The sequence below is a fragment of the Citrobacter sp. Cb028 genome (assembly GCF_030336705.1).
In the GTDB taxonomy this organism is placed as follows: Bacteria; Pseudomonadota; Gammaproteobacteria; order Enterobacterales; family Enterobacteriaceae; genus Citrobacter; species Citrobacter braakii.
Genome location: NZ_JAOWCZ010000034.1, coordinates 1521875 through 1543733, shown reverse-complemented (window position 1 = coordinate 1543733; position 21859 = coordinate 1521875). Strand labels below are relative to the sequence as shown.

19 protein-coding genes and 2 pseudogenes are annotated in these 21859 nt (G+C 49.1%); 10 read left to right on the top strand and 11 right to left on the bottom strand.

Annotated features, from left to right (window positions below; all coding sequences use genetic code 11):
• Positions 1–37 precede the first annotated feature (37 nt).
• Positions 38–790 carry a fumarate/nitrate reduction transcriptional regulator Fnr gene (gene fnr, locus OGV75_RS17040; protein WP_003020397.1) on the bottom strand — a complete coding sequence of 251 codons (753 nt, stop codon included), beginning with the start codon at positions 788–790 and terminating at the stop codon, positions 38–40.
• 194 nt (positions 791–984) lie between these two features.
• Positions 985–1500, bottom strand: coding sequence for a methylated-DNA--[protein]-cysteine S-methyltransferase (gene ogt / locus OGV75_RS17035; RefSeq protein ID WP_075848156.1), 516 nt, complete (start codon positions 1498–1500; stop codon positions 985–987).
• Positions 1501–1713: 213 nt separating this feature from the next.
• Between ogt and smrA the strand changes: the two genes are divergently transcribed.
• Positions 1714–2277: a DNA endonuclease SmrA gene (smrA, locus tag OGV75_RS17030; protein WP_049282427.1), complete on the top strand. Its 564-nt coding sequence runs from the start codon at positions 1714–1716 to the stop codon at positions 2275–2277.
• 12 nt (positions 2278–2289) lie between these two features.
• Here the strand turns inward: smrA and OGV75_RS17025 are convergent, their stop codons facing one another.
• Positions 2290–3522 (bottom strand): GGDEF domain-containing protein, encoded by a 1233-nt coding sequence (locus tag OGV75_RS17025; RefSeq protein WP_019076853.1) that lies wholly within the window; start codon positions 3520–3522, stop codon positions 2290–2292.
• Positions 3523–3589: 67 nt separating this feature from the next.
• Positions 3590–5704, bottom strand: coding sequence for a putative bifunctional diguanylate cyclase/phosphodiesterase (locus OGV75_RS17020; RefSeq protein ID WP_286480942.1), 2115 nt, complete (start codon positions 5702–5704; stop codon positions 3590–3592).
• A gap of 410 nt (positions 5705–6114) precedes the next feature.
• On the opposite strand from OGV75_RS17020, the gene OGV75_RS17015 reads away from it, so the two are divergent.
• The 4 genes from OGV75_RS17015 (at position 6115) to dbpA (ending at position 10209) form a co-directional block, all read left to right on the top strand.
• Positions 6115–7224, top strand: coding sequence for a methyl-accepting chemotaxis protein (locus tag OGV75_RS17015; protein ID WP_286480941.1), 1110 nt, complete (start codon positions 6115–6117; stop codon positions 7222–7224).
• Between the two features lie 156 nt (positions 7225–7380).
• Positions 7381–8364 (top strand): zinc transporter ZntB, encoded by a 984-nt coding sequence (gene zntB / locus OGV75_RS17010; protein ID WP_016153198.1) that lies wholly within the window; start codon positions 7381–7383, stop codon positions 8362–8364.
• Between the two features lie 275 nt (positions 8365–8639).
• Entirely contained in the window at positions 8640–8807 is a 168-nt protein-coding gene (gene ynaL / locus OGV75_RS17005; protein WP_016153197.1) for a proline-rich small protein YnaL, read from the top strand.
• Positions 8808–8835: 28 nt separating this feature from the next.
• Positions 8836–10209 (top strand): ATP-dependent RNA helicase DbpA, encoded by a 1374-nt coding sequence (dbpA, locus tag OGV75_RS17000; RefSeq protein ID WP_016153196.1) that lies wholly within the window; start codon positions 8836–8838, stop codon positions 10207–10209.
• A gap of 49 nt (positions 10210–10258) precedes the next feature.
• Here dbpA and ttcA read toward each other — a convergent pair whose 3' ends face one another.
• Together ttcA and OGV75_RS16990 are read right to left on the bottom strand one after the other, a co-directional pair.
• Positions 10259–11194, bottom strand: coding sequence for a tRNA 2-thiocytidine(32) synthetase TtcA (gene ttcA / locus OGV75_RS16995; protein WP_016153195.1), 936 nt, complete (start codon positions 11192–11194; stop codon positions 10259–10261).
• 49 nt (positions 11195–11243) lie between these two features.
• Positions 11244–11603: pseudogene (locus OGV75_RS16990) on the bottom strand (tyrosine-type recombinase/integrase); the annotation flags it as partial.
• A gap of 70 nt (positions 11604–11673) precedes the next feature.
• On the opposite strand from OGV75_RS16990, the gene OGV75_RS16985 reads away from it, so the two are divergent.
• From OGV75_RS16985 to OGV75_RS16970, 4 genes and pseudogenes are all read left to right on the top strand, one after another.
• Positions 11674–11892, top strand: coding sequence for a hypothetical protein (locus tag OGV75_RS16985; protein WP_200013674.1), 219 nt, complete (start codon positions 11674–11676; stop codon positions 11890–11892).
• Positions 11893–11992: 100 nt separating this feature from the next.
• A complete protein-coding gene (gene yecR / locus OGV75_RS16980; protein WP_065554834.1) occupies positions 11993–12328 on the top strand; it encodes a YecR family lipoprotein in 336 nt (111 codons plus the stop codon).
• Between the two features lie 568 nt (positions 12329–12896).
• On the top strand, positions 12897–13310 hold the full coding sequence (locus OGV75_RS16975; protein ID WP_065554835.1) for an aegerolysin family protein: 414 nt from the start codon (positions 12897–12899) through the stop codon (positions 13308–13310).
• A 277-nt stretch (positions 13311–13587) separates the two neighbouring features.
• A pseudogene (locus tag OGV75_RS16970) lies at positions 13588–14643 on the top strand (IS3 family transposase).
• A gap of 329 nt (positions 14644–14972) precedes the next feature.
• On the opposite strand, the gene uspF reads toward OGV75_RS16970, so the two are convergent.
• The 4 genes from uspF to nifJ all read right to left on the bottom strand — a co-directional run bounded on the left by uspF (position 14973) and on the right by nifJ (position 20871).
• Complete coding sequence (gene uspF, locus OGV75_RS16965) at positions 14973–15407, bottom strand: universal stress protein UspF (RefSeq protein WP_016153190.1); 435 nt, start codon at positions 15405–15407, stop codon at positions 14973–14975.
• Between the two features lie 81 nt (positions 15408–15488).
• Positions 15489–15701, bottom strand: coding sequence for a KTSC domain-containing protein (locus OGV75_RS16960; RefSeq protein WP_016153189.1), 213 nt, complete (start codon positions 15699–15701; stop codon positions 15489–15491).
• A 145-nt stretch (positions 15702–15846) separates the two neighbouring features.
• Entirely contained in the window at positions 15847–16980 is a 1134-nt protein-coding gene (gene ompC / locus OGV75_RS16955) for a porin OmpC (RefSeq protein WP_016156616.1), read from the bottom strand.
• 366 nt (positions 16981–17346) lie between these two features.
• Positions 17347–20871 carry a pyruvate:ferredoxin (flavodoxin) oxidoreductase gene (nifJ, locus tag OGV75_RS16950; RefSeq protein ID WP_286480940.1) on the bottom strand — a complete coding sequence of 1175 codons (3525 nt, stop codon included), beginning with the start codon at positions 20869–20871 and terminating at the stop codon, positions 17347–17349.
• A 274-nt stretch (positions 20872–21145) separates the two neighbouring features.
• Between nifJ and OGV75_RS16945 the strand changes: the two genes are divergently transcribed.
• Positions 21146–21412 carry a putative hemolysin gene (locus OGV75_RS16945; RefSeq protein WP_003020360.1) on the top strand — a complete coding sequence of 89 codons (267 nt, stop codon included), beginning with the start codon at positions 21146–21148 and terminating at the stop codon, positions 21410–21412.
• Between the two features lie 13 nt (positions 21413–21425).
• Here OGV75_RS16945 and hslJ read toward each other — a convergent pair whose 3' ends face one another.
• Entirely contained in the window at positions 21426–21845 is a 420-nt protein-coding gene (gene hslJ / locus OGV75_RS16940) for a heat shock protein HslJ (protein ID WP_016153186.1), read from the bottom strand.
• Positions 21846–21859 lie beyond the last annotated feature (14 nt).

The window sequence follows — 21859 nt, the reverse complement described above, 5'->3', positions numbered from 1 at the left end:
ATTTGACAGAAGGATAACAGAAATGCTTGCGGAAAGATTACGCAACGTTACGCGTGTGGCCAGCAAGAACTGCCAGCGCGTCGCTATTCTCAATAGTTATGTATTTGCCTTTCACTGCCAGCATACCGCTTTTCTGGAAACGACCCAACAGGCGGCTGATGGTTTCAACCGTCAGACCCAGGTAGTTACCGATGTCGCCGCGGGTCATGGTCAGGCGGAACTCACGAGGCGAGAATCCGCGCTGGGCAAAGCGGCGAGACAAGTTGTAGATAAAGGCCGCCAGGCGCTCTTCTGCATTTTTCTTCGACAACAGCAGGATCATATCCTGGTCGCCTTTGATTTCGCCACTCATCAGACGCATCATCTGCTGACGCAGATTCGGCATTTTTCCGGACAGGTCATCAAGGGTTTCGAAAGGAATTTCGCAAACCATTGAGGTTTCCAGCGCCTGGGCAAAGCTCGGGTGATGTCCGCTGCCGATCGCGTCAAAACCGACCAGATCACCTGCCAGATGGAAGCCGGTAATTTGCTCGTCGCCTTGTTCGGTAATGGTATAGCTTTTAATCGTTCCGGAGCGGATAGCGTAGAGTGATTTAAGTTCATCACCTGCTTTAAAGAGCGTTTGCCCCTTTTGGATAGGCTTTTTGCGCTCGATGATGTTATCGAGCTGGTCAAGCTCATGCTCGTTAAGTGTGAACGGGATGCAAAGCTGGCTGATGCTGCAATCCTGGCAATGGATAGCACAACCGCCAGACTGAATGCGCCGTATAATTCGCTTTTCCGGGATCATAGGTCTGCTCAAGCCGTAATTGATATTTGTCAATTTTAACATCTTTTTGGTGAGCACGTAAGCCTGAGCTACTCCCAATAGAGAATAATTCAGGTATAACCGGAATGAATGTTTGTATCTCCTTGATTAACCGCATTTAATTTGTGGTCACATTATGCGAAAGTGTGACGAATAAGGCATTAATTGCCTGGAATCTAGAGTAACAAATAGCCTTCGTGACGCAATAACCACTCTTTTCGCTGTACGCCGCCAGCATATCCAGTCATGGTGCCGTTACGCCCAATGACGCGATGGCAGGGGACCACAATGCTTACCGGGTTGGCGCCATTGGCCGCACCGACGGCTCTTGCAGCACCGGGGCGCCCTAACTGTTCGGCCAGTTGACCATAGTGCATGACCTGCCCACACGGGATAGTGCGTAATGCTTGCCAGACTTCACGCTGGAAAGGCGTGCCAGCCGTTGCCGTTTCCAGCGTGTCAATAATGCTGAGATTCCCGGCAAAATACTCCGACAGTTTATCGCTTAATCCGCCAGGGTTTTTGGCTGTAATACGCTGATAACCTTCTGTGCGGTAATGAATATCCAGCAATTGTTCCATGCGATCGCGGTGCTGATCCCATTCCACCGCGCGCAGGCGAAATTGCTCATCACAAATAACCCACAGCGGGCCCAGCGGCGTGTCGATGGTATCTTCCAGTAAGTTCAGCATCCGTTTCTCTCATTACAGCGTTCAGGCGAGGTTACACATTATCACGCCAGCGACAGTCGCAGCTATACCCCTAAAAACGGATATCTGTATGTCGTGAGTAGATCTTTTCAGCGGAGCGAGCCGGGTGAATTATTGGAAATAATCGTAAACCGTTGTCGGTATAATAGTGCGCGGTTATGATAATGCTCGTCGTAATTCGCTGGAGGAAGAAACATGAATCTTGATGATGCTTCGCTGTTTCTGGATGCTATGGGGGATGTCCAACCGCTGAAGGGCTGCGCCGATGTACACTGGCAGCCAACGCGTAATATCCGCACTCCGGCGCGTATCGATACGCTTCAACTGGATAACTTTCTCACGACGGGGTTTCTCGATATTATCCCGTTGAACGAGCCGCTGGAGTTTCGTCGCGAAGGTTTACAGCACGGCGTGACTGACAAACTGCGAACCGGAAAATATCCGCAGCAGGCGAGCCTTAATCTCATCCGCCAGCCCGTAGAAACATGCCGCCAGATGCTATTCAGTTTTATTCTGCAGGCACAGCGAGATGGATTACGTAACGTGCTGGTGATACACGGTAAGGGGCGTGATGATAACGCTCATGCCAATATTGTTCGCAGCTATGTGGCGCGCTGGCTGACAGAATTTGATGACGTCCAGGCCTACTGCGCCGCTTTGCCGCATCACGGCGGCAGCGGGGCATGCTATGTGGCATTACGTAAAACCGCGCAGGCAAAACAGGAAAACTGGGAGCGTCACGCTAAGCGCAGCCGCTGATCAACGTATTCATCAGGCGGCCAGTACTCTGTTCCTGCCTTCGTGCTTGGCTTTGTACAACGCGTCGTCCACGCGTTTGAATAATTCATCAATACTTTCGTTCGTTTCGTGCCGCGCAACGCCAATGCTGACGGTAAAGCGGGGAAGACCAGGGAGAGTAACCTTGGCTACCGTCGCGCGGATCACTTCTGCAAGATTGAGGGCGACATCCAGCGAGGTTCGCGGTAGCAGCAGCACAAATTCTTCACCACCCCAGCGAAAAATAAGATCGTCTTTTCGTGCACAGGATTCCAGCGTGCGGGCCAGAGCGCAAAGCACTTCATCGCCTTTTAAATGACCGAAGAGATCGTTAATGCTTTTAAAACGATCGATGTCGATCAACAACAGACTGTAGTCCTGCGTCAATGATACCGCATGCGTCTGCTCCGGCTCGGTTACCTGATAAAAATGTCGGCGATTAAGTAATCCCGTTAAAGGGTCACGCAGAGCGGCATGCTCAAGCTCCTGTTCCAGCCGTTTTTGTTCGGTAATGTCATGAATAATGCACAACATGAGTTTATTACCGTAAATTTCAATCGGTCCGGCGTAGGTTTGTACATGACGTGAGGTGCCGTCTGCCAGTTTATGGACAAAGTGCAAAGGCTTATGGCCGCCGGGCAGATGGGCGATTTCATGCATTACCGGCAATATATGGCGGCCCAGCATGTTGATCTCCCAGGTATGTTTCTGGCACATCACATCAAGGTTGTAACCATAAAAATTCAGGGCACTGAGGTTTGCATCAACGATCAGGCCATCGCGGGACGGATCAATCAGTAACATTGGCGCGGAGTTGGTCTGGAAAAAACGCGCATAAAAGCCCTGTTTTTTTCGTTGATAAGTTGCTGAACGGCTGGCTTTCAGACCTTGCGCAGTTGGCGTTTCAATGCCTTCGAAAAGGATAACATCCCCCACGCCCGGCAGAGATTTAATGGACAGGCGGCTGGCCAACGCGATTTCCTCACCATCGCGGTAAACCGTGAGGATCTCAACAACGTGATGATGATTGCTCAAGTCACTGAGATACATGGTTAAATCATTTTGAGAATGCGTTGAGAATATGCCCTTGCGCAGTGGGGAAAAACAGAGATCCTGCATTAACTCACGTGCAACGATATTAGCGAACACCAGTTCTTCGGTTTGTGGCGAAACAATCCACACCGGAAAGGTTAACAAATCCAGTGAATGCAGCTCGGTTGTGCTCATCGATAATCCCGTTATCTTTATCTGCTGTGTTGCCCGTTTAATGGCGAATATTTTAGATATTACAGTCTCACAAAGTTATTGATTGTCGGTGAGACAAGGGTTGTACGACTGGCTTTTGTTTGATGCTGTTTTCTGATTGGATCAGTTCATGAATCTTATGCGCTGGCAGCGGTTTTGCAAACAGGAAACCTTGCAGCATGCTACATCCCATCTGGGTAAGAAGTAATTCCTGCTCCTGGGTTTCTATTCCTTCAGCCACCACGCGCATATTCATGGAGTGAGCTATGTCAATAATGGTAGACACAATTTTTGTATTTTTACTGTTCTCGCTAATATCTTTGACAAATATCCTGTCGATTTTTAATTCCCGTGCCGGAAGTGACTTCAACATCAATATATTTGAATAACCAGTGCCGAAATCATCAATAGAAACGGTGATCCCCAAAGCCGAAAAAGCATTCAGGATTTCAATACTGCGTTTTAAATATTTAAGTGCAGTGCTCTCCGTGAGCTCCAGCGTGAGACAGGCAGGTGAAATTTGGTATTGCGCCAGGGCGTTGCAAACAACATCAATAATATCATGCTGTTCAAACTGGGCGGGTGAGAGGTTAACGGCGAGCGTCCATTCTTTATTCCCTTGTAATGTCCACTGATGCAACTGCAAACATGCCTGTTGGATAACCCATCTGCCGACGGGAATAATCAGGCCCGTTTCTTCCAGCGCAGGCAGAAATTCAGCCGGTAGCAGCATGCCGCGCTCCGGATGATGCCAGCGTAATAACGCTTCAAAACCAGTCAGGGAATGATCTCCGGCGGTATATTTAGGCTGATACCATAGCTCAAACTGGTTGCGTTCAAGCGCTTGTGAAAGTTCCTGTAGAAATGTCGGCGGCGTATCAGCGATAGCTTCCATCTGGGGACTATAAATAGCCCAGCCGTTTCTGCCCGCCTGTTTGACATGATACATCGCCATATCGGCCTTCACTTTTAGCTCATGCAGTGTCGAGCCATGTTCGGGATAAATACTGCTCCCCGCACTTAACGAAACCCGAATGGTATGACCGAATAAGGTAAAGGGGTCACCGATCGCATCTGAAATTCGCGCAAGCAAGGCGGAGATAGCCTGCTGGTTGCAGTCTGGAACCAGCAAGATAAATTCATCTCCCCCCAGTCTTGCCAGCGTCATTGAATCATCAAGGCAACTGTAGATACGCTGTGTACTGGCAATCAGCAGTTGATCACCGATGTGATGCCCCCAGGTATCGTTAACGACTTTAAAACGATCGAGGTCGATAAATACCAACGCGAAATGCTGTTGATGCAATTTGGAATGCCGCAGGCAGGCCTGTAAGCGGGTATCTATTTGCGTTCGATTAGCTAGTCCGGTCAGCGCGTCGAAGTGGACCTGATGTTCAAGCTGGCAGTTCAACTGATGCAGGTTGTCAGCCAGTCGGGAAGTGCGCAGTTGTGAATCCACCATCGAGACGACCAGCATGATACCCAAAATAATCAGCGTGACGGCGCAGACCCAGACAGAGAGTTCCAGCGTACTGAGCCCATCGTGCGCAGTGTGTCCAAAATGGGTGAACGTTGCCGCTCCCATACCGGTGTAATGCATAGAAGCAATTGCCAGCGCCATAATAAGGGCAGCAATAAGTCGGTTAATCAGCACGCGACGGGTGTTTTGGCGTAAATGGAAGGCGAGCCATAAACCTACGCCAGACGCAACGACGGCAATAATTACAGAGAGCAATATCAGCGAGCGATCCCATGAGATGGCCACATGTTCGATAATGGCATACATGCCAACGTAGTGCATCGTGACAACGCCGGCACTCAATATGCTGGTGGCAATGACCAGTCGTTTTGTTGATAACGTATTACCGGAAATAGCGATATTGATGGCGAGGGTTGCAGAAATGAGCGCAATAAAGAACGAAAACGCGGTGAGTGATAGGTGATAATTGATCGGCATAGTCATTTTCATGGCCAGCATACCGATAAAATGCATCGACCAGATCCCCATACCCAGCGTAGCGCCGCCAGATAGCCGCCAGAAGGTAGATTCACGTTTGCTGGAGATTGCTACCTTACCCGCACTGTCGAGGGCAATAAAGGAGGCAATAAACGCGACAACAAAGGAAATCCCAATCAATACAGGGTCCCACGACACGTGCAACATCTTACTACCTATCGAAAAAAAGCCGTGATGATAAATCTAGCAGGTTTTGTCCAGTTAACCTGATAAAACCAGGAATGTTCTTGTGTTTTTACAATGAGTATTAGAGCGAAGGGCAAGATATTGAAAATGACAAGCCTTTACTTATATAAACATTCATAAAAACTATGTTTCTGTGTGTTTTATGCTCGTCACGTGCTCGCCATCACAATAATCTGATGGTGGGGAACATTACCGCCATTGGCGGGATAAAGTGCTGAACTATTATGAATGGCCAGTGTAATTTATTGACTTAAGTAAAAGGTCTGTTGGCTCTCATTGAAAGTTCAGCTTTCGTCACAGAGCAATGGAAATCTGTATTGCAGATGCTATAAAAATAACATCCACGTTATTTCTTGGTGCACAGGGTTAAAATGTTAAATGATATTAGCGTCAGAACTTTTATTATTTTATTTCTGCTCATTACGGCGGTTGCGCTCAATGTTGTTGAAATGATTTTTTCGGCTACCCCAGAAATTATTATTGGCACTAATGCGGTAAGCATTATTTCTATATTATGTTTGTGGTGGTACATGACGAAATATCTGGTCATGCCGATTAATACGGTTAAAAGAAGCATTGAAGAGGTAACATCCGGGAATCTGGCAATCAGTATTCCCGAATTTGGTAATAACTGTGCGGGTAGACTAATTCCTGGCATCAATAGCTTATCAAGTAATATTTCAGCACTCGTTAATGAGATCAGAACATCCTCGCAAACGGCGATGACGCTTTCTGAACAGCTAGCGGAACGCAGCGCCGAGCTTTCAGTGAAAACAGAACAGCAATCCGGAGCATTAATGCAGACGGCTGCCAACATGGATGAAATAGCGGTTAATACGCGAAATAATGCTGATAACACGCAAATAGCCAGCGCCCAGGCAACAATTGCCACGCAATGCGCCCGTCAGGGTGGCGAATTAATGGTGCAGGTTGCGACAAATATGCGTTCAATCACCGAATGCGCACAGCAAATGACAGAAATTATTACGCTGATAGATGGTATTGCATTCCAGACCAATATTCTGGCATTGAATGCTGCTGTGGAAGCTGCAAGGGCCGGTGAACATGGCAAAGGGTTTTCCGTGGTGGCCGGTGAGGTAAGAATGCTTGCACACCGCAGTGCAGATGCTGCTAAGAATATTAAGCAACTGATTGCCCAAACCCATCAAAATGTTCAGCAAGGCGCTGCTATTGTGCGTGAAGCTGAGAAAAACATGCATGATATTGTCGGGGGAGCCGGGCAATTAAACCAACTGATGGGCGAGATATTAACCACTACGCAGGAGCAGGAGAAAGGAATTATCAGAATTACCCATGCTCTGGCCGAACTGGAGAACGTCACCCAAAGTAATGCCATTATGGTTGATGAGCTTTCTGACTCCTCAGGTATCCTGAAAAACCAGGTGATTGACCTTCAATCGCGAACGCATAAATTTCGCTTAAGTCATGCGCTTGAATCAGAGGGACGCCAGCGGGCCTGAGAGGGGCATCTCGTAACCAGCGCCGCATTCGTCGGCGCTTTTCTTATTATCAGATACTTTTTATGAATCATTTCAGCACAATGGGACAATGAGATATTGCTTAACATATTCTGACAGCTAGACTAACGAAAAAAGCTGAATGTTTGTGGAGGCGCTGTGGAAGCCATTAAGGGAACGGATGTTAATGTGCCGGATGCCGTGTTTGCCTGGCTGTTGGATGGCCGTGGTGGGGTGAAGCCACTGGAAGATAACGATGTTATCGACAGTCAACATCCCTGCTGGCTGCATCTTAATTATACCCATCCTGAAAGTGCGCAATGGCTGGCGACAACGCCTTTACTTCCCAATAACGTGCGTGATGCGCTGGCGGGTGAAAGCACGCGCCCACGCGTAAGCCGGGTAGGGGAAGGTACGTTGATTACGCTGCGCTGTATTAACGGCAGCACCGACGAGCGACCTGACCAACTGGTTGCGATGCGCTTATATATGGATGAACGTTTGATTGTCTCAACGCGTCAGCGTAAAGTCTTGGCGCTGGATGATGTGGTCAGCGATCTCCAGGAAGGCACGGGAGCGGCTGATTGTGGTAGTTGGCTGGTGGATGTTTGCGATGCACTAACCGATCATGCCAGTGAGTTTATCGAACAACTGCACGATAAGATTATCGATCTGGAAGATAACCTGCTCGATCAGCAAATTCCGCCGCGTGGTTTCCTGGCATTGCTACGTAAGCAGTTAATTGTGATGCGCCGCTATATGGCGCCTCAACGCGATGTCTATTCCCGACTGGCGAGCGAACGTTTTTCCTGGATGACCGACGACCATCGGCGGCGGATGCAGGATATCGCTGACAGGCTAGGGAGAGGGCTGGATGAAATAGATGCCTGTATTGCCAGGACCGGTATTATGGCGGATGAAATTGCGCAGGTTATGCAGGAGTCTCTGGCTCGCCGAACGTATACAATGTCATTGATGGCAATGGTTTTTCTTCCCAGCACATTTTTAACCGGGCTGTTTGGCGTTAACCTCGGCGGTATCCCTGGCGGCGGCTGGCAGTTTGGCTTCTCACTTTTTTGTATTCTGTTAGTGGTCCTGATTGGTGGTGTTACTTTATGGTTGCATCGTAGTAAATGGTTGTAACAACAACGTTTTTTAGTGACTTTTGCGCATGAAAACGTCCTGGTTTTTGAGCGAAGTCAATAAACCATCTACCTATTCGGGGCAATATCTCTCTCGCAGGTGAATGCAACGTCAAGCGATGGGCGTTGCGCTCCATATTGTCTTACTTCCTTTTTTGAATTACTGCATAGCACAATTGATTCGTACGATGCCGACTTAGATTAGTCGGCTTTTTTTTGCCTGCAGGAAATCAGCGTCTACCCTAAAAGAGCCAACCTGAATAACTGGAGGGGTATATGAACTGTCTGATTGCAACGCCGCACACTGATTCGCTACCGACCGACCCGGTTCCCATTCCCGATCCCATACCTCGTCCGCAGCCAATGCCGGATCCCCCACCGGATGAAGAGCCGATTAAATTGTCGCATCGCGGGCGCAGATCTGCGAGGATACGCGCCTGCTGATTGTGAGTTTTTACCGCGAGATTAAATTGTGACCGCTTTTTCAACCCTGAATGTTTTACCTGCTGCCCAACTCGAGAATCTTAACGAGCTGGGTTATCTTGAAATGACGCCTGTTCAGGCTGCTGCGTTACCGGCAATTCTGGCGGGGAAAGATGTTCGCGTGCAGGCTAAAACCGGCAGTGGCAAAACGGCGGCTTTTGGTCTTGGATTATTACAGCATGTTGATGTCGCGCTGTTTCAGACGCAGTCCCTGGTGCTGTGCCCAACGCGCGAGCTTGCTGACCAGGTGGCGGGTGAGCTGCGTCGCTTAGCGCGCTTTCTGCCTAACACCAAGATCTTAACGTTGTGCGGTGGGCAGCCCTTTGGCGCACAACGTGACTCCCTGCAGCATGCGCCACATATTATTGTCGCCACGCCGGGGCGTTTACTCGACCATCTGCAAAAAGGCACTGTTTCTCTGGAGGCCCTGAATACGCTGGTGATGGATGAAGCCGATCGCATGCTGGATATGGGCTTTAGCGATGCGATTGATGATGTCATTCGCTTTGCGCCGGCTTCGCGTCAGACCTTACTGTTTTCTGCGACCTGGCCGGAAGCCATTGCCGCCATTAGTGGCCGGGTGCAACAAAATCCATTAACGATCGAAATTGATACCGTTGACGCGCTGCCGGCGATTGAGCAGCAGTTTTTCGAAACTTCCAGCCACGGCAAAATTGCGCTGCTGCAAAAATTGCTCAGTCAGCATCAACCTGCATCATGCGTAGTTTTTTGTAATACCAAAAAAGATTGTCAGGCCGTGTGTGACGCACTGAATGCGGCGGGGCAAAGCGCTCTCTCACTGCATGGCGATCTTGAGCAGCGCGATCGCGATCAAACGCTGGTCCGTTTTGCCAACGGCAGCGCGCGCGTTCTGGTTGCTACCGATGTGGCCGCGCGTGGTCTGGATATTAAATCACTTGAGCTGGTGGTTAACTTCGAACTGGCGTGGGATCCGGAAGTCCACGTCCATCGTATCGGACGTACCGCGCGTGCCGGCAACAGTGGTCTGGCGATTAGCTTCTGTGCACCGGAAGAAGCGCAGCGGGCCAATATTCTTTCTGAAATGCTGCAACTGAAGCTGAACTGGCTGCCAGCCCCAGCTAACGGCCCAATCCTGCCGCTGGAAGCTGAGATGGCGACGTTATGCATTGATGGCGGTAAAAAGGCTAAAATGCGTCCCGGCGATGTTCTCGGCGCGCTGACCGGTGATATTGGTCTGGAAGGCGCCGATATCGGCAAAATTGCCGTTCATCCGGCGCATGTCTATGTCGCTGTTCGCCAGACTGTAGCGCATAAGGCATGGAAGCAATTGCAAAACGGTAAGATAAAAGGCAAGACTTGCCGGGTTCGGTTATTGAAATAACCACTCGTCGGAGCGCCTGATGGCGCTCCGCTTATCCGGAACTATCGACTTACTTCACTTCCACGACGTTCAGGCGCAGCTCATCCAGTTGAGCATCATCTTCTTCTGGCTGCCAGCCCGCAGGCTGCAACGGGATCTCTTCACGATCGAACGCTAAATCACCGCCGTCCACAACCTCTGAACCGTGCCTGATACCTTTGAAATCGAACAGATTGATATCGCTAAGATGTGAAGGTACAACGTTCTGCATTGCGCTGAACATGGTTTCAATACGCCCTGGATAGCGTTTGTCCCAGTCGCGCAGCATATCGGCAATGACCTGGCGCTGCAGGTTAGGCTGTGAGCCGCACAGATTACATGGAATAATCGGGAAACCTTTCGCTTCGGAGAAACGCTCGATATCTTTCTCACGGCAGTAAGCCAGCGGACGGATAACGATATGTTTACCGTCATCGCTCATCAGCTTCGGCGGCATACCTTTCATCTTCCCGCCGTAGAACATGTTTAAAAACAGCGTTTGCAGGATGTCGTCGCGATGGTGACCGAGCGCAATCTTGGTGGCGCCTAACTCAGTTGCCGTGCGGTACAGAATGCCGCGACGCAGGCGAGAACAGAGCGAGCAGGTCGTTTTGCCTTCAGGGATTTTATCTTTGACGATCCCGTAGGTGTTTTCTTCGACAATCTTATACTCCACGCCCAGTTGTTCCAGATATTCCGGCAGAATATGCTCCGGGAAGCCAGGTTGTTTCTGATCGAGGTTAACCGCAACTAAGGAAAAACTGATTGGGGCGCTTTGCTGCAAATTACGCAGGATCTCCAGCATGGTATAGCTGTCTTTCCCCCCAGAAAGGCACACCATAATGCGATCGCCGTCTTCGATCATATTGAAGTCGGCAATGGCTTCGCCCACGTTACGGCGCAGACGTTTTTGTAATTTGTTCAGGTTGTATTGTTCTTTCTTTGTAACTTGTTGATTTTCCTGCATTATTTACTGTCTCTGACTCCAAAAGGGGCATATAAGGGGCAAAATTTTTTTACAGGGCAAGTTTGGCGTTGAGCATTTTCACCTGTTCGCCGTTCAGTTCTTCAATCCATGCACTGTAAATTTCGTATACCATCTGCGCGTTTTCATGCCCCATCTGATTAGCTATAAATGATGGGTTCGCTCCAGCCGATAACAGCCAGCAAGCAAAAGTATGCCGCGTATGGTACGGATTACGGCGACGAATACCAGCACGTTTTACAGCAGCGTTCCATCTGGCACCTATGCTACTCATAGAGTAGTTGGGTTTTTGTTCTCCCTTGCGCATCCTGGGCATGAAAACAAAGTGCACTTTCTGGATCCCGGTAGCGCCATATTCACGATGGTGAAAGATTATTTTTGTCTTAGGGTGCGCAAAAGCGCTAGTTAGTATTCTCAACGAGGCGTTAGCGGACGATGATGCAGATTTTATGGAGCATTGCGTGCTGGAGGCGTTCGAACAGAATGATCCGGTTTATATTATTGGTGCGAGCTACTACACGACGAGAAAAAAAATTTCGGACCTGACCCGGAATATTCAGCATATTGCGCCCTGGCTGACAGCAGACGAGGCCCGCAAGCGCGTGCGCTGGTGCGTTGAGATATTCGGAGCGCGGGTGTATCTGGAGGCCCGTCGTCAGTTGCGTACTGATAAACGCTAACCAGGAACCGGGTAAACGTAATCCTAAAACAGCGAGTAGCAGTATGTTTCCCTAAACTCATGGCTCATCATGAAAAAACCTAAAATGAATAGGGTTTATCATGAAAAAAATATCATTGTGTTGTTTGTGTGTTTTAGCGCTATCCGGCTGCACCGTTCAAAAACAGATGACGCCTGTCGGTGGGAGCAAAGCCGACGGGACAATTAGAATGGGCTATCACGTTGGTGATAGCTACGGAGCATTTGAAAAGGCGAATGTTGATATGACGCAGGGGCAATCCCTGGCGGCACAAAAGTGCAGGATTTGGGGGTACGAGGGGGCCGAGGCATTCGGTGGCCAAACGTCACAATGCACAGATCCTGTCCCTATGGGGTGCAGGCAGGCGGATGTCTATATTGAGTATCAGTGCACGGGAGGCAAGGCCTCGCAGAACTAAAAAATTAGTAATAAGTGTTTATTCTAGAAAAAACGTTGAAAACGGGCCAGTAAAGTGGATGATTTATATATGCTTGGCAGAGCTGCGCCACGATGGCAGCGACGATAAGCGAACAATTTAAACACAACTAGAACCCCGCCAGCGCGGGGTTTTTGCTTTCCGGCGATACGACAGGGGTATTCGCGAGGTGCATTGCACCAGTACCCCTGTCACATCGTCGGTTTACAGGGTGCGCAAAAAACTCCTGGCTTCAGTTTTTTTTCAGAGAGTTATTCTTCATGTATACCATGTTAAATATAATGTGGCTTGACTTGATATAGTTATTCACAATATTAATTGAATCTATTGTTATATTTTTGAAATCAATAAATGTGGTTGTTTTATGTTCAAAATTTACAGGTTGCTTTTTGCCAATATATGTATAAATTGCTGGCAGATATTTTTGGTTAAGTCTGGAATTGAGTGATTTGTCACAAATTTAACACCATCTAAATGGTACTAATTATTCGTCGATACAGTCGAGTAACGATAAATTATTTTATATTCCAATGAAAATTAAGGATGAATTATGGCTTACGCTCAATGGGCAGAAATTAAAATAGTTGTCGCTGAAGGACAATCCGTATCCATTAGAAACGCATCACACGATAGTGGAAAATTTTATAAACTAGGAAATAAAGATCAGGAGTTATCACCAGATAGAATAAATGCAATGGTGATTACCAGCTCTTCGACTGCCGATGAGGCCACGATCTGCGCATGTGGGCGTTCAGATGCTGCTGTTGGCACTGAGGGCAGTTTCGTTATGTATAATGGCCCTGAAAAAATTGGCCGCTTTTATTGGGATTGCCCTTGGGGGAAAAAGACCAATAAGAAAGAATATACAAGTGCCTCTAATAAATATGTTGTACAAGTTGAAGGCGGTAACGTTGACTCTGGTGCGTTAGGTAATATAACGCTTACTGTTGTGAAAATTAGATAATACTATCTTTAACTTGATTAAATTAATATAGGCCCTGGTATTCGCCGGGGCTTTTTCATATCTGCTTTCCGTAAACCCCATAGTTAACCATCAACTTTCTAGTCTGGTCGTTAAATCCAATCTGTGGGATTTGCAGAAAAACAAAGTAGCAATCCACTCCCCGCGCTGACGGGGTTTTTATTCAAATACGCGTCTGCCTGTAAGTCTCCCGCATAATCGTGCCATTCACATTTAGAGATCCTCCGGCATAATCAATCTGCCAACAAAGGAGATCGCTATGCGTAAAGCCCGTTTTACTGAGCATCTGATCATCGCCGTGATTAAGTCGGTTGAAGCCGGACGAACTGTTAAGGATGTCTGCCGGGAGACCGGTATCTCTGAAGCCACCTACTACAACTGAAAGTCCAGATACGGCGGTATGGAGGCTTCTGATATTAAAAAATCAAGGATCTTGAGGATGAGAACCGGGCGCTGAAAGACGTTATCGAAAAAAAGCTTTAAAACCAGCCTTTAAGCGTGAGCTGGTCACTCATCTGATAACGACGTTTGGACTCAGTATCCGTCAGGCCTGCCGGAGTCTGAACCTGAGCAGAACGGTTTACCATTACCGCCCAGATACCACGCGTGACGAACCCGTTATTGTCGCGTTGCAGGAAGTGGCAGAGCGATACCCACGATACGGTTTTCCGAAACTTTTCCAGGTTCTGCGGCGGCAGGGATACCCGTGGAATCACATATTTACTTTCTGCTGGAGCTGAATTTTCGCCGTAAGAGCAAACAACGGTTGCCGGTGCGTAATCCCTCGCCACTGGCCACGCCTGAAGCGCTGAACCAGAGCTGGTCTGTCGATTCTATGCATGATGCTCTGGTCTGTGGCCATCGTTTTCGCACATTCAATGTTGTTGATGACTTTAACCGTGAGGCATTGTCGATTGAAATCGATCTGAATCTGCCAGCTCTGCAAGTGGTCCGCGAGCTCGACTGGATAGCCGCAAATCGCGGCTATCCGGTCATGCTGCGCATGGATAATGGTCTGGAATTTATCTCTCTGGCACTGGCTGAATGAGCAGAGAAACATGCCGTAAAACTGGAGTTTATTCAGCCGGGTAAGCCGACGCAGAACGCTTTTATTGAGCGTTTTAACCGGACATACCGTACAGAAATACTCGATTTTTATCTGTTCAGAACGCTGAATGAAGTGCGGGAAATCACGGAGAAATGGTAATCAGAATATAACTGTGAACGCCCGCATGAATCACTGAACAATATGACACCGGAGGAATATCGACAACACCATTATTTGGCCGGGATCTCAAAAAAAGTATGGAACTAAAACGGGTCTATTTACACGCTTATCTTTTTGATTATTCGATAAAAAATAGTCTTATCAATTAGCTACGTTTTTTAATCCTTCATGTTCAGGTTGTATTGCTCTTTCTTGCTAATATCTTGATTTTGCGACATTTAATAGAGGCTCAATTCATAGTGTGGCATCAGAAGAGTATGCATCACGCCGGATAGTCCGGCAAAAGAAGTCTGATATAAAAACTGTGGCGTGTATGGTACGGATAAGCGGGAAAAATGTCAGCACATTTAGGACAGGAATCGTGGGGTATAACAGGTAGAAACAAAAAGCCCGCAGCGATGTGCGGGCCAGACAGCTTAGCGGACTACCAGTACCGAACACTCCGCATGACGCACCACGGCTGCGGCGTTAGACCCCAGCAGGTAGGTGGTGATGTCAGGTCGATGTGAGGCAATAATGACCATATCAGCCGGTAATTTTTTGGCCATCTCCAGAATCTTATCTTTTGGCGCACCTTCTGTGACATGAACGTGCACTCTGTCCGTTGGGATATTGAACTTCTTGATAATCTCTTCCAGTTGAGATTTTGCTTCGGCTTTCAGATCTTCCATGGCCGGTAACTCTGCCGAGTAGGCCAATCCCAGGGAAGCATAATAGGGCAGTGACGGAATTACGGTCAAAAAATGAACCTGTGCATCGTCAATTTTTGCCTCTGCTTCAACATGGGCAATAACACGTTGAGTTAATTCTGAGTCTGAAATATCGATGGGTACAAGAATCGTTCTGTTCATAAAACCTCCTGTTTAAGTATCCACCCAAAGCTTACCGCGTAATGGCACTTTATGTACAATGACAAAGATCACATTTTGGCATCACTTTATTTTTATTTCAGGAAACTTTCCTTTTATTACTCCATCGTAAAATCGACCTTTAGAAACGACGCTCAGGAAATCACGAAAAATACGAGCAGGGACATGCTGATATTGCAGAGTAGACAACTGGTGAAAGCGAATTTCTAGCGTGCGGGAGGATTCGTCATAGCCGACGGATGCAATACGGGATGATTTTACAGGATGATGATTCATTGCAGGTATCCTCTACTACAGGTCTTAATGCAAGATATCATCTATCAAAGATGTATTTTAGCGCAACAGATATAATGTTTTGATCTGGATAAAACAGAATTGTTAGAACATAAAGAGAGCCCGCTGTTGCCAGCGGGCTGACGGATTAGAACTGGTAAACCATACCCAGTGCTACTACGTCATCGGTAGAGATGTCGTTTTGGCTGTAGAAGTTTTTATCTTCATCCAGCAGGTTGATTTTGTAATCAACGTAGGTGGAGAAGTTTTTGTTGAAGTAGTAAGTAGCGCCAACGGATGCATATTTCACCAGATCCTGGTCGCCATCAGATCCGTTTACACCCAGATCCTTACCTTTAGACATCAGGAAAGAAACTTCCGGACGCAGACCGAAGTCGAACTGGTATTGCGCAGTCACTTCAAAGTTCTGAGTTTTGTTGGCAATCGTATTATCACTACCGTTTGAGCCACCATAAGGGGTCATGTTGCGGGTTTCGGAGTACATGGTTGCCAGATAGATGTTGTTCGCGTCGTATTTCAGACCGACTGTCCACGCGTCAGCTTTATCACCGCCCGCGGTAGAATCGTTAACCTGCTCGTTAGTACGGTCAGAAGAGGTGTATGCTGCACCGAAGCTTACACCCATACCCAAATCGTAGGTCGAGGAGATACCGAAGCCGTCACCGTTAGAGTTCTTCATGTTACGATCGTCGCCACCGTTATTGGTGCCTTCCTGCTCTGGTGACTGATTTTCGTTCGCGCCCTGGTACTGCAACGCCACGTTCAGACCGTCAACCAGACCAAAGAAGTCGGTATTACGGTAGGTCGCCACGCCGTTCGCACGACCGGTCATGAAGTTGTCTGCTTTGGTGTAAGAGTCGCCACCGAATTCCGGCAGCATATCGGTCCAGCCTTCAACGTCGTACATTACGCCGTAGTTACGGCCGTAGTCGAATGAGCCGTAGTCGCCGACTTTAATACCTGCGAATGCCAGACGAGTCCAGGAGTCGCCTTTATCACCTTCGGTGCCGTTAGCCTGAACCTGATATTCCCACTGGCCGTAACCGGTGATCATATCGTTAACCTGAGTTTCGCCTTTGAAGCCCATACGCATATAAGTCTGATCGCCATCACTGTTAGCGTCATCAGAGAAATAATGCAGGCCGTCTACTTTGCCATAGAGATCTAATTTGTTGCCGTCTTTATTATAAACTTCAGCAGCGTGAGCAGCGCCTGCAGCCAGCAGGGCAGGAATTACGAGAGCCAGTACTTTTCTGTTCATTGAAATAATCCTTTAGTTTTTTTATTAACCTGTGACTACCCATGTAGGGAGTAAAAGCATGCTAAAGGAGAAGTTCCGTAAAGGGATAAATATGAATTGTTACGCCTTAAGTAAAACCTTAAAGAAATAATTCTACGGAAATGATGATAATTGTGGTGAATGTATGGATGGTAAATATATAAAATAAAAATTATACAAGTGAAGTGTGTTGGGCTATTCTGCGCCTGTTATATGCCTTTATTGTCACGTTTTATTTTTCGTTGACGTATTGATAGCTATTATTAATTAGCCAGCGAATAAATTGACAAGCCCGAACAACTGTTCGGGCTTTTTTTTGGGTTCCAGGTTAATACTGAGATAAACGCATTACTCGGTACCGCTCTTTTCCGCTTTTCCAGCCAACTGCGCAAGGAAGTCGTAGCGTTTTTGCAGATCGGCTGCGGCGTCTTTCCAGAGCTGTTCTGCGACTTCTGGCTGTTGGGCATTCAGGCGACGGAAGCGCTGCTCGTTAAGCAATGTTTCGGCCAGGGCGTCTGACGGTGGCCGAGAGTCCAGAGCCAGCGGCAGCTTACCTTCATCTGCTCGACGTGGATCAAAGCGGTACAGCGGCCAGAACCCGGTTGCCGTGAGCTGACGCATCTGATCATGGCTTAGTGCGAGATCGTAACCATGCTCTTCACATGGGCTATACGCGATAATCAGCGACGGACCTGGATAGGCCTCCGCTTCCTGGATAGCTTTCACCGTCTGGTTCAACTGCGCGCCCAGAGAGATTTGTGCAACATACACGTGCCCGTACATCATCATACTGACGCCAAGATCTTTGCGAGCTTTGCGCTTGCCATGCTCACCAAATTTAGTGACGGCCCCGAGCGGTGTAGCTTTCGACGCTTGTCCACCTGTATTGGAGTAACACTGAGTATCCAGTACCAGAATATTGACGTTCTCGGTCAGGCTCAGGACGTGATCCAGTCCCCCAAAACCAATATCGTAAGCCCAGCCATCACCGCCAATCAGCCAGATAGATTTCTCGACCAGCGCATCGGCATCGGTTAACAACTGCTGTGCGCCGTCGACATCTTTCAGGTGCTGGCGCAGTGCTGCAACTTGCTCACGGCGCACCTCTGGCGTAGCTTCAGCGTGCAGGGCGTCATTCAGTTCAGCCGGAATGTTATCAGCAAACTGTTCCACTAAACGCATGACGCGTACACGGTGCTGATCCACCGTCAGGCGGAAGCCCAGCCCAAACTCGGCGTTATCCTCAAACAGGGAGTTTGCCCACGCAGGCCCGCGACCATTGGCGTCGGTGGTATAAGGCGTTGAGGGCAGGTTACCGCCATAAATTGATGAACAGCCGGTCGCATTGGCTATCAGCATACGGTCGCCGTACAACTGCGTAAGCAATTTGATATACGGCGTTTCACCACAGCCAGAGCAGGCCCCAGAGTACTCAAACAGCGGTGTTATCAACTGCGAGGTACGAATATCAATGCGTTCCAGTTTAGTGCGATCGATTTCCGGCAGATTGAGGAAGTAGTCATAGTTAACTTTTTCTTCTTCCACGTGCTCAAGGCGCGACATCATATTGATGGCCTTGATCTCCGGGTTCTGGCGATCTTTCGCCGGGCATACTTCAACGCACAGATTACACCCGGTGCAATCCTCTGGCGCAACCTGCAGGACATATTTCTGACCGCGCATATCGCGTGATTTCACATCCAGAGAATGCAGGCTGGCAGGGGCATTTTCCATCGCTTCTGGTGAAACCACTTTGGCGCGGATAGCCGAGTGCGGGCAAGCGGCTACGCAGTGGTTACACTGGGTACACAGCTCTTCTTTCCAGATGGGGATCTCTTCAGCGATATTGCGTTTTTCCCAACGCGTGGTGCCCATCGGCCAGGTGCCGTCTGGCGGCAGCGCTGAAACGGGGAGGGCATCGCCCAGACCGGCGAGCATTGCCGCGGTGACGGTTTTCACGAAATCAGGTGCGGCATCAGAAACCACCGGTGGGCGATTAGCGCTATGTGAGTCAACCGGCTGAAGCGCCACTTCGGCGACGGATTCACGCGCCAGGGCCAGCGCCTGCCAGTTACGTTCAACCAGATCCTGCCCTTTACTGCTATAGCTTTTCGCAATCGCACCCTGCAATTCAGCCAGAGCGCTGTCGCCTGGTAAGATTTGCGTCAGATGGAAGAACGCCATCTGCATAACGGTGTTAATACGTGCAGCCAGACCGCACTCGCGGGCGATTTTGGCCGCATTAATCACGTAGAAACGCGCTTTCTTCTGATTCAGAACAGCCTGAACTTCCTGCGGCAGACGTGTCCAGACTTCATCCACACTGTACGGGGTATTAAGCAGGAATATACCGCCAGGTTTCAGGCGCTCGGCCATCTGATACTTATCGATAAATTGCAACTGGTGACAACCAACAAAATCGGCTTGCGACACCAGATACGCTGAGCGAATAGGTTGTTCACTAACGCGCAGGTGAGAAACCGTCAGACCGCCTGCTTTTTTCGAGTCATAGACGAAATAACCCTGCGCATACCACGGCGTAGAGTTACCGATAATCTTGATGTTGTTTTTGGTGGCCGACACGCTACCGTCACTGCCCAGCCCGTAAAACAGTGCCTCGAGCTTCGCGGTACCGGGCAGGGTGTTTTCCGGTAACGGTAGCGACAGGTTGGTGACATCATCATAGATACCGACCGTAAAGCGAGATTTCGGCTTCACGCTATTCAGCTCATTAAAGACCGCCATGACGCAGTCCGGGCCAAACTCTTTAGAAGAAAGTCCATAACGCCCGCCAATCACGCGCGGCAGCGTTTCTCGTTCGCCGCAGTTAAAGGCTTCCGCCAGCGCGGTCATTACATCCAGATACAACGGTTCAGCTTGCGCGCCGGGCTCTTTGGTGCGATCCAGGACGGCGATGCTCCGTACCGTTTCCGGCAGGGCGCGCAGTAAATGTTTGGCAGAGAATGGGCGGAACAGACGCACTTTCAGAACGCCAACTTTCTCGCCGCGTGCCAGCAGCTCTTCGACGACTTCTTCACTGGTTCCAATCGCCGAGCCCATCAAAATAATGACGCGTTCTGCCTGCGGGTGACCGTAGTATTCAAATGGCTGGTACTGACGGCCCGTCGCAGCAGCGAAATCGTTCATCGCCTGTTCTACGTGATCGTAAACCGCGTTGTACCACGGGTTTGTTGCTTCGCGTGACTGGAAGTAGGTGTCCGGGTTCGCAGACGTACCGCGAATAACCGGATGCTCCGGGTTGAGCGCGCGCGCGCGGTGAGCATCAATTTCTGCCTGCGGCATCAGCCCGAGGATTGTGTCATCGGCCAGCGGCACTATTTTATTGATTTCATGCGATGTGCGGAAACCATCAAAGAAATGAATAAACGGGACCCGGCTTTTCAGGGTGGCCATTTGCGAAATTAGCGCAAAGTCTTGTGCTTCCTGAACGCTGCTGGCGCACAGCATTGCGCATCCCGTCTGGCGCACCGCCATCACGTCGGAATGATCGCCAAAGATGGATAATGCGTGAGTGGCAATCGTACGCGCCGCAACGTGCAGCACAAACGGAGTCAACTGACCGGCCAGTTTGTACAGCGTCGGGATCATCAGCAACAGGCCCTGCGATGAAGTAAACGACGTAGAGAGCGCACCGGTCTGCAACGCGCCGTGAACGGTCGCTATCGCACCGCCTTCCGACTGCATTTCTACGACACGAGGGGTATCCCCCCACACGTTTTTAAGCCCGTTCCCGGCCCAGGCATCCGCCTGTTCAGCCATCGTCGAACTGGGCGTAATCGGGTAGATGGCGATAACCTCGCTGGTACGAAATGCGACCGAAGCAACCGCACCATTACCGTCAATTGTGATCATACTGACACCCTTACATTGCGCAAAAAAAGGGACACGCGTAACAGCGGCGAATCCTGTAGTTATCCTTTTAGTTTAGCAAAAGCGCTAAAGACAGATTTTCGCTTTTGTGTCCCCCGAATAAACAGAATGAATGGTTTGATCAAAGGAGCAGCCAAAAAATTGCCAGAAAATGTAAACAGTGCGCATAAATGCGCATATTGCCTCTCGACGGCGGTGTTTCCGCTGCCTATTATTTATGGCTGTGTCGTTTGGTTAATATTCAGAGGGGAGTAAGATGCGCGCAGCGTTTTGGGTAGGATGTGCCGCGTTATTATTATCGGCTTGTAGTAGTGAACCTGTTCAGCAGGCAACCGCCGCGCATGTCGCACCGGGGATGAAGGCCGCAATGTCCAGTTCTGGAGAAGCTAATTGCGCCATGATTGGTGGTTCGCTCTCCGTTGCCCGTCAGCTGGATGGTTCAGCTATCGGAATGTGTGCGTTACCCAACGGCAAACGCTGTAGTGAGCAGTCGCTTGCCGCCGGAAGCTGTGGCAACTATTAAGCCACCGCGTTTCCTACATTAAATCCGCGAGTTTATACGTCAGCGTTTGTTCTGCTGTCGCCAGTGTTAACTGGTCAGCAGTCAGATCGACCTGTGCGCCTTGCTTAAACATGTCGCTGACGATCCCGTCGAGCGCGTTAAGCTGCGGATCGGCGCACATCATGCGGGTCATCGCCATATCTTTAACCTTCAACTCGCCGTCGGACAGTTTGCCCTGACCGTGGAATTGATTACACATCTTTCCCGATACCGTCATGTTTTCGCCAAAACTCAATTCGGGTGGGTTATTAGCGACGGTGACGGCTTTACCATTCACGCTCTGCAAAACGAAGCGGTGATGCTGCAACTGTTCGCGATTGACGGAAACTTTTCCATTGCTCACACAGCCAGCCATCAGCATGCTGAGCGCAATCAACGTGACAACTTTTTTCATTCAATTTCTCTACG